Origin of the sequence: Microbacterium sp. K35 (assembly GCF_004794375.1) — a bacterium.
Classification (GTDB): domain Bacteria; phylum Actinomycetota; class Actinomycetes; order Actinomycetales; family Microbacteriaceae; genus Microbacterium; species Microbacterium sufflavum.
In genome coordinates this window covers 1-8,295 of record NZ_SSDM01000287.1, presented here as the reverse complement: position 1 = coordinate 8,295, position 8,295 = coordinate 1, and the positions used below count along the sequence as shown (strand labels likewise).

Annotated in this window: 8 protein-coding genes; 5 read left to right on the top strand and 3 right to left on the bottom strand. The window is 69.5% G+C overall.

Annotation, left to right across the window (positions count from 1 at the left end; genetic code table 11):
* The coding region (locus DW299_RS11240) for a 2-oxo acid dehydrogenase subunit E2 (protein WP_205814377.1) at positions 1-1,033 on the top strand (1,033 nt) is incomplete at its 5' end.
* A gap of 8 nt (positions 1,034-1,041) precedes the next feature.
* Here the strand turns inward: DW299_RS11240 and DW299_RS11235 are convergent.
* Positions 1,042-2,478, bottom strand: coding sequence for a hypothetical protein (locus tag DW299_RS11235; RefSeq protein ID WP_136036633.1), 1,437 nt, complete (start codon positions 2,476-2,478; stop codon positions 1,042-1,044).
* A 160-nt stretch (positions 2,479-2,638) separates the two neighbouring features.
* Between DW299_RS11235 and DW299_RS11230 the strand changes: the two genes are divergently transcribed.
* Positions 2,639-3,349, top strand: a complete 711-nt coding sequence (locus DW299_RS11230; protein WP_136030306.1) for a DUF4191 domain-containing protein — start codon at positions 2,639-2,641, stop codon at positions 3,347-3,349.
* Positions 3,350-3,406: 57 nt separating this feature from the next.
* Here DW299_RS11230 and DW299_RS11225 read toward each other — a convergent pair whose 3' ends face one another.
* Positions 3,407-4,594, bottom strand: coding sequence for a RimK family alpha-L-glutamate ligase (locus DW299_RS11225; protein ID WP_136030304.1), 1,188 nt, complete (start codon positions 4,592-4,594; stop codon positions 3,407-3,409).
* Between the two features lie 18 nt (positions 4,595-4,612).
* Here DW299_RS11225 and DW299_RS11220 point away from each other — a divergent pair, with 18 nt between their 5' ends.
* Entirely contained in the window at positions 4,613-5,101 is a 489-nt protein-coding gene (locus tag DW299_RS11220) for an ATP-dependent zinc protease family protein (RefSeq protein WP_136036632.1), read from the top strand.
* Positions 5,102-5,125: 24 nt separating this feature from the next.
* Here the strand turns inward: DW299_RS11220 and DW299_RS11215 are convergent, their stop codons facing one another.
* Positions 5,126-5,554: an RDD family protein gene (locus DW299_RS11215; RefSeq protein ID WP_372490597.1), complete on the bottom strand. Its 429-nt coding sequence runs from the start codon at positions 5,552-5,554 to the stop codon at positions 5,126-5,128.
* 148 nt (positions 5,555-5,702) lie between these two features.
* On the opposite strand from DW299_RS11215, the gene glnA reads away from it, so the two are divergent.
* Positions 5,703-7,127, top strand: a complete 1,425-nt coding sequence (gene glnA, locus DW299_RS11210; protein ID WP_136030300.1) for a type I glutamate--ammonia ligase — start codon at positions 5,703-5,705, stop codon at positions 7,125-7,127.
* 179 nt (positions 7,128-7,306) lie between these two features.
* Positions 7,307-8,295: serine/threonine-protein kinase (locus DW299_RS11205; protein ID WP_136036631.1), on the top strand; the 989-nt coding region annotated here is incomplete at its 3' end.

Here is an 8,295-nt window from a genome sequence, read left to right as displayed (position 1 = left end):
GGCTCCCGCCCAGCCCCAGGCTCCGGCCGCGGCCCCTGCACCGGCTGCCCCTGCTCCGGCGCAGGCCGCACCGGCTCCCGCAGCGACCGAGGCGCCCGCTCCGAAGCTCTCGCTGCCGACGGAGAACGACAACCTCTACGTCACCCCGCTGGTACGCCGTCTGGCCGCACAGCAGGGCGTGGATCTCGCTTCCGTGACGGGTACCGGTGTCGGCGGGCGCATCCGCAAGGAGGATGTGCTCAAGGCTGCCGAGTCCGCATCGCAGGCTCCGGCCGCCACGAATGCGGCTCCGGCTCCCGCACCGCTCGAGGTCTCCCCGCTGCGGGGTACGACCCAGCCGATGTCGCGTCTGCGCAAGGTGCTCGCCAAGCGCGCGGTCGAGTCCATGCAGCAGACGGCGCAGCTCACCACGGTCGTGGAGGTCGACGTCACCGCGCTGGCGGAGTACCGCGACAGCGTCAAGGGCTCGTTCCTCGAGAAGACCGGCGACAAGCTCTCGTTCCTGCCGTTCTTCGCGCTGGCCGCCGCCGAGGCGCTGCAGGCCTTCCCGATCGTGAACGCGACGGTCGACGGTGAGCAGATCGTCTACCCGGCCACCGAGAACGTCTCGATCGCGGTCGACACCGAGCGCGGGCTGCTCACTCCGGTGCTGCGCGACGCCGCGTCGAAGAACATCGCTCAGATCGCTCACGAGATCGCCGACCTCGCGGCCCGCACGCGCGACAACAAGCTGAAGCCGGACGAGCTGGCCGGCGGAACCTTCACGCTGACCAACACCGGTTCCCGCGGTGCGCTGTTCGACACGCCCGTCGTGTTCCTTCCGCAGTCCGCCATCCTCGGCACCGGCACGGTCGTCAAGCGTCCGGGTCTCGTCAAGGTCGGCGGAACCGACGCGATCGCGGTCCGTTCGTATGTGTACCTCGCTCTGTCGTACGATCACCGCATCATCGACGGTGCCGACGCGGCGCGCTTCCTCGGTGCGGTGAAGGCGCGCCTCGAAGCGGCGCAGTTCGCCCCGCAGCTGGGCGCCTGACCGAACGATCATTCTGGCTGGTCCGCGACGTCGTACACGTCGCGGACCAGCCATTTGTCGTCCTGCCGCACGAGTACGACCATCGCGGTGGGACTCGCGGCGCCCGCCTCCGCCGGCCGAGCGACGCGGGTGACCGCGACGTCGCCGTACTCGTCGACCAGCTCGACCGTGAGCTCACCGCTGAGCGCGCGCACGGCGTCGACGGTTCCTGCGGAACCGGGCGCGATCGCGGCGACGCACTCCGTGTCCCCTGCGGAGTGACAGGCTTCAGCGGCGGAGACGAGCGTCGGGACGGCGGCGGCGGGGTCGCCCGCCTCCGCGACGGGCGGCGTGGGGGCAGCAGACGCGTGCTCGGCTCCTGTCGTCGATGACCCGCCTTTCGCCCGACCATCCGCGGTCGACGTCGGCGTCGGCGCCGTCCCCACGGCGGTGGAGGCACCTCGGGCGTCGCTCCCGCCGTCGCCGCTCGGCCACATCAGCCCGCCCACGAGCACGACGGCCGCACCCGCTGCCGCGATCAACAGCAGTCGGCGACGGGGTGCGCGGGGAGCCGCGGCCCGATCCCGCCCCCTACCGCTCGTCGCCCGCCGCACGCGGACGGCCTCCCTGGCGTCGGCGATCCGCGACGCGATGTTCTCCCGCAACATCCGCACGGCGCTGCGGACTCTCGCCCGGGTGGTCCGTGGGGTACGGACCGCGGACCTCCGCGTCGCGAGGCTCCTCCGGGTCGGGGCGACCCCGCCCGCAGCGGGCTCGACGACGCGGGAGAGGTCGCGCGCCCGCACCGGCTTCGTCGTCTGATGCTCCAGGGGACGTGGGGACACGAGGGCGAGAAGCTCGCACTCCCACTCGTCGAGAAGCCGCCGCGGGACCCGGGGGTGCTCCAGTCGTTCGCGCAGTCCATCCCCCACCCGGTCGAGAACACGCCTCAGCGCTCGATCGGTCTCGCCGTCCCTGAGCGTCTCGACGATCGTCGCCGCTGCGGACCGGATCCCGCTCCCCTCACCGATGACGAACAGGGGTCGCCCGCCGTCGGTGAGCCACCACGTACCCTCGACGCCGCTGCCCACGCGCGCCAGTTCACCGATGCCGCGCAGCAGACTCACCGCCACCGTGCACACCTCACCCTGACTCAACCGCTGCCCCGAGGCGGACCGTCGGTCGATGAACGCCTGCAACCGATCGGTGCACCAGGGCAGCAGCACATCGTGGCCGTCCGCACGTCGGACGATGTCCAGCGGTCCGGCGACGTGCTGTGCGCCCGCGAAGTGCCAGCCCGCCCATCCCGCGAGCTCCTCGCTCGGACACCGCACCGCCACGCCGTCGCCGCTGGTGACGAGCGCCCCCGCGAAGGGGGTGTCCGGCGACGACAGCATCCGCAGCGTGCGGTGCGCTCGTGCCAGCAGCGGCGGTGGGGCCGTCTCGATCGTCTGGGCGTCGGTCATGCGCCCATCTCACCCGAGGGATCGTGCGCCCGGAGCCATCCACGGCGTGAGCGGAAAGGTCCGCCGGCTGCGGCTGGCTGTGCAGAGCGAGTCCTCGTGCTGCTCCGCTCCGCGCGAACGACGACATCGTCAGGGTCTGGGACTCGGTAGGCTGGATGTCATGGCAAAGCGTGCTCCCGAACCCGAGAAGCGTCCTGGGTTCTTCTCCCAGATCAAGTCCCTCTTCCGGTTCACGCGCGAGGCCTACCCGTGGCTCCCCTGGGCGCAGGCCGGCATCCTCGTCGGCGGCATCCTTCTCGGCCTCGTCGCCGGCTACCTCATCCCGCCGTTCCAGGTGTGGACCCTCGTGCTCTGGGGCATCACCGGCCTCATGCTGGGCGTGCTCGGCGCGCTGTTCCTCATGACGCGACTGTCGACCTCGGCGATGTACACCAAGATCGACGGCATGCCCGGCGCGACCGGTCACGTGCTGAGCACCAGTCTCGGGCGTCGCTGGCAGGCATCGGAGACCCCGGTGGGGATCAACCCGAAGACCCAGGAGGCCGTGTACCGAACGATCGGTCGCGGCGGCATCGTGGTGGTCGGCGAAGGTGCCCGCGGCCGCCTCACGCGCCTGGTCAACGAGGAGCGGAGCAAGGCGCAGCGCGTCGCGCACGGTGTCCCCGTGACAGTGCTCTACGTCGGGCACGGCGAGGACGAGGTACCCATCGCCGACCTCGCCAAGACCATCAAGAAGCTTCCCAAGGCCATCGACAAGGCCACCATGGCCGCGGTGATCCGTCGCGTCGACTCCGTGTCGCAGTCGCTCTCGTCGCTGCCGATCCCGAAGGGCATCGACCCCACCAAGGTGCGCCCGCAGCGTCCGCGCTGACCCGCACACCGCACGATCGACGCGCGGCCGTCCTCCTCGGAGGGCGGCCGCGCGTCGTCACTCCGACAGCGGCTGCTTCGGCAGGCGCCGCACCTTCGCCCGGCGACGACGACGCTCCGGGATCATCGAGCGCATCTCTTCGAGCTTGCCGAAGCAGAACAACCGGTCGTCCGCCTCCAGCACGACGTGCTTGCGCGGGTTCGGGATCACGCTCACCCCGCGGTGCAGCGTGAGCACGGTGATGTCACGCTCCCACAGTCCGGCTTCACCCAGGGTCTTCCCCACCAGGTCGGCGGCGCCGTGCACCATCAGCTCCGCCACGCCGTACCCCGTCGACACCGTCAGGCGCTGTCGCACGTCGATCTCGGGGAACGCCACCTGCCCGGCGATGTAGTCGATGATGGCGCCGGCGACGTCGAGCTTCGTGGCCGTCTCGATGCCCTGCAGTCCCGGCGAGGAGTTCACCTCCATGACGAGCGGTCCCTCGTCGCCCTCGAGCATGTCCACTCCCGCCACCCGCAGCCCCATGATCTGCGCCGAACGGACGGCCGCCCGCTCGTACACCGGGTCGAGCTCGATCGCCTCCACCGATCCGCCGCGGTGCACGTTCGAGCGGAACTCGTCGCCGGCCGCCGACCGCCGCATCGCCGCGACCACACGGTCGCCCACGACCAGCGCACGGATGTCGCGCCCACGACTCTCGGAGATGAACTTCTGGATCAGCACGTTCTGCTTCGTGGAGTGCAGGGTCTCGATGATCGCCTCGGCGACCTTGACCTGTGGGGCGAGGATCACGCCGATCCCCTGCGTGCCCTCGAGCAGCTTGATCACGACCGGGGCACCGCCGACGCGCTCGATCGCCGGGCGCACATCGGCGCGGTTGCGCACGAAAGCGGTGGGCGGCATCGCGATGTTGTGCCGGGAGAGGATCTGGTTGGCGCGGAGCTTGTCGCGCGCGCTCGAGATGCCGTTGGCAGTGTTCGGGGTGTACACGTCCATCTGCTCGAACTGGCGGACCACCGCCGTACCGAAGTAGGTGATCGAGTTCCCGATGCGCGGCAGGATCGCGTCGTAGTCGCTCAGCTGGCGTCCCCGGTAGTGCAGGTCGGGTTCATCGGAGGTGAGGTCGATCGCGAAGCGAAGGGTGTTCAGCACCTTGACGTTGTGCCCCCGCTGCAGCGCGGCGGCCCGGAGGCGCTGGGTGGAGTACGCCTGCGGCGCACGGGACAGCACTGCGATCTTCACGGGGGATTTCCTGCCAGGATGTATCAGGTGAGTAGGTCTACCCATTCAAACACCCTCACGGGGTGGCGAGAGTGGGTCAGCCTGCCCGATCTCGGCGTCGACTGGATCAAGGCGAAGATCGACACCGGCGCGCGCACCTCATCGCTGCACGCGTTCGACGTGCACGAGTTCGAGCGTGAGGGCGAGGCGTGGGTCCGCTTCCGGGTGAACCCGTGGCAGGACAGCCAGGACGACGCGGTCGTCGTCGAGTGCCCTGTGCACGATCGCCGCGCCGTGCGCAGCTCGTCCGGGCACGCGCAGGAGCGTCTGGTGGTGCAACTGATCATCCGCCTGGTCGACCGCGAGGTGCTGGCCGAGGTCACCCTCAGCAACCGGGACGAGATGGGGTTCCGCATGCTCATCGGTCGCGAGGCCCTGCGTCACGGCTACGTCGTGGACCCCGCGCGCTCGTTCCTCGGTGGAAGGGCACCGCGCGAGGCACGCCGCCGCAACCGGGGACGCGTCTGAGGCAAGCGGGCGACTCGACGCGGCTCAGGCGCGGATGAGGACGGTGCCGACCGCCTTGTCGTGCAGACCGCGCTGATCCGCATCCCAGACGACCGCCGGGATCACGACGAGCAGCAGCAGCGTGCGAACGACCGGCCGCCACAGCCCGATCCAGGCGCCGTCGAGACGCACCAGGCGCATGCCGAGGATGCGGTGACCCGGGCTACCCCCCGCGGTGGGGATGAACAGGATCTGCAGGACCGCGAACACCAGCAGCGGGGCGAACTGCGTCAGACCCGCCTCGGACGGCAGCGCGAACTGGTCGAACCCGAGGAAGCCGGTGGCGATGATCGTGGCGGCCGCATAGTCGATCACGAGAGCGCCGATGCGTCGTCCGGGACGGGCGATGCTTCCCGTTCCCGACTCCGGGAGTCCGAGTCGTTCACCGGGGTACCTGTTCACCGCATCCGTCACCACACCAGCCTACCGAGCCGTCGGAACCGCGCCTTCCGCCCTCACGCTGTAACACGCTCGAAACAAAGCGGATACCGTGGAGAAATCCCCCGTCCGTACTGTGCAGAGTGGCCCCGAAGCCATCGATCCGCATCACAGGAGTCGTTACATGTTCAAAGATTCGTCCGAGGTACTGGCCTACATCAAGGAGAACGACGTCAAATTCCTTGACATCCGGTTCACCGATCTCCCTGGCGTGCAGCAGCACTTCAACATCCCTGCGGCGACGGTCGACGAGGCCTTCTTCACGGACGGGCAGCTGTTCGACGGCTCCTCGATCCGCGGCTTCGCGAGCATCCACGAGTCGGACATGCAGCTCATCCCCGACGTGACGACGGCCTACATGGACCCGTTCCGCGAGGCGAGCACCCTCGTGATGATCTTCGACATCTACAACCCGCGCACCGGCGAGATCTACTCGAAGGACCCGCGTCAGGTCGCCAAGAAGGCCGAGAAGTACCTCGCGTCGACCGGCATCGCCGACACCGCGTACTTCGCGCCCGAGGCCGAGTTCTACATCTTCGACGACGTGCGCTACTCCGTCACGGCGGGCGAGAGCTTCTACAAGGTCGACTCCGAGGAGGCCGCGTGGAACACCGGTCGCGAGGAGGAGGGCGGCAACCTCGCCAACAAGACCCCGTACAAGGGCGGCTACTTCCCCGTGAGCCCGGTCGACAAGACGGCCGACCTGCGCGACGACATCACGCTCAAGCTGATCGAGGCCGGCTTCATCCTCGAGCGCTCGCACCACGAGGTCGGCACGGCGGGCCAGCAGGAGATCAACTACCGCTTCGACACGATGGTGCACTCGGCGGACGACATCCTGAAGTTCAAGTACATCGTGAAGAACACGGCCGAGGAGTGGGGCAAGGTCGCCACCTTCATGCCCAAGCCGCTCTACGGTGACAACGGCTCCGGCATGCACACGCACCAGTCGCTGTGGAACGACGGCAAGCCGCTGTTCTACGACGAGGCCGGCTACGGCCAGCTCAGCGACATCGCCCGCTGGTACATCGGCGGCATCCTGGCGCACGCTCCCGCGCTGCTCGCCTTCACGAACCCGACGCTGAACAGCTACCACCGTCTGGTGAAGGGCTTCGAGGCTCCGGTCAACCTGGTGTACTCGGCCGGCAACCGCTCCGCCGCGATCCGTATCCCGATCACGGGCTCCAACCCGAAGGCCAAGCGCATCGAGTTCCGCGCTCCCGACGCCTCCGGCAACCCGTACCTCGCCTTCGCGGCGCAGCTCATGGCAGGTCTCGACGGCATCAAGAACCGCATCGAGCCGCACGAGCCGGTCGATAAGGACCTCTACGAGCTTCCGCCCGAGGAGGCCAAGAACATCCCGCAGGTGCCGAACTCGCTGCTCGACTCGCTCGAGGCGCTCCGCAACGACCACCAGTTCCTCCTCGAGGGCGGCGTGTTCACCGAGGAGCTCATCGAGACCTGGATCTCCTACAAGTACGAGAACGAGATCCTGCCGATCGCGCAGCGTCCGCACCCGTTCGAGTACGAGCTGTACTTCGGGGTCTGACCCGCACCGCGAAGCGTCCGCCGGGATTCCTGGCGGGCGCTTCCGCGCGTCCCGGGGGCATTCCACACACCCTCTTGCAGGTCCCTGACCCGGAGTCAAGCCCGAAGACGGGAATCGTGCAGGGCCCTAGCGTGAGAGAGTCGCCGGGCTACCCGACCCGGCGACGGGGAGGCTGCACCATGTGGACGCAGGAGGCGACGCCGACCGAGGCTCTGCTCGACAGCCGATACCGGCTGGGCGATGCCGTGGGCGTCGGCGGCATGGCGACCGTGTACCGCGCCGAGGACATCGCGCTGGAGCGCACGGTCGCGGTCAAGATCTTCCGCACCTCGGACGATGCCGTGACCTCGACGGACCGCGCGCACTCCGAGAAGGCGCTGCTCGCCTCCCTCAACCACCCCAACCTGGTCACGCTCCTCGACGCCCGCCTCGACCCCGGCCGGGCGATGTACCTGGTGATGGAGTTCGTTCCCGGCCCCACGCTCAGCAGCCGCCTCTCCCGCTCCGCCGTGACCCCCCAGGAGGTCGCGACCATCGGAGCCGACGTCGCCTCCGCCCTCCATGCCGCTCACGCGGCGGGCATCGTGCACCGTGACGTCAAGCCGTCCAACGTTCTCCTCACCCCGCCGGCGTCGGGCAGTGACCGGTGGACGGCGAAGCTCGCGGATTTCGGGATCGCGTGCATGATCGACACGTCGCGGGTCACCGCGCCGGGCATCGTCCTCGGCACCCTCACGTACATGGCGCCCGAGCAGCTGCGCAACGGCGAGGTACGGCCGTCGGTCGACATCTACGCGCTGGGCCTTGTGCTCCTGGAGGCACTGACCGGCACACCCGGCTTCGCGCCCACCCTGAGCGTCGAGACCGCCCTCGCCCGCCTGCACCTGGCGCCGGACGTTCCCGCGTCGCTCGGACAGGACTGGGGGCGGCTGCTCACCGCGATGACGAGCATCGACCCGGCCGAACGGCCGCACGCCGCCGAGGTCGCGGTCGAGCTGCGGCGGTTGAGCGAAGCACTCGCGGAGGCCGACGAGCGCGCCACCGCTCACCTTCCCGCCGCCACGCGCGTCCTGCCCGTTCCCGGCATTCCCTCGCCCGCCGCATCGTCGGCGCCCGTGGCCCCGCTGGTCATCCCTCCCGTGCCGCCGCTCCCCGCCCCCGCGGCTCC

Excerpts from the sequence above, each read along its gene's own strand:
- DW299_RS11235 (WP_136036633.1), bottom strand. The coding sequence starts at position 2,478 with ATGACCGACGCCCAGACGATCGAGACGGCCCCACCGCCGCTGCTGGCA.
- DW299_RS11230 (WP_136030306.1), top strand. The coding sequence starts at position 2,639 with ATGGCAAAGCGTGCTCCCGAACCCGAGAAGCGTCCTGGGTTCTTCTCC.
- DW299_RS11220 (WP_136036632.1), top strand. The coding sequence starts at position 4,613 with ATGTATCAGGTGAGTAGGTCTACCCATTCAAACACCCTCACGGGGTGG.
- glnA (WP_136030300.1), top strand. The coding sequence starts at position 5,703 with ATGTTCAAAGATTCGTCCGAGGTACTGGCCTACATCAAGGAGAACGAC.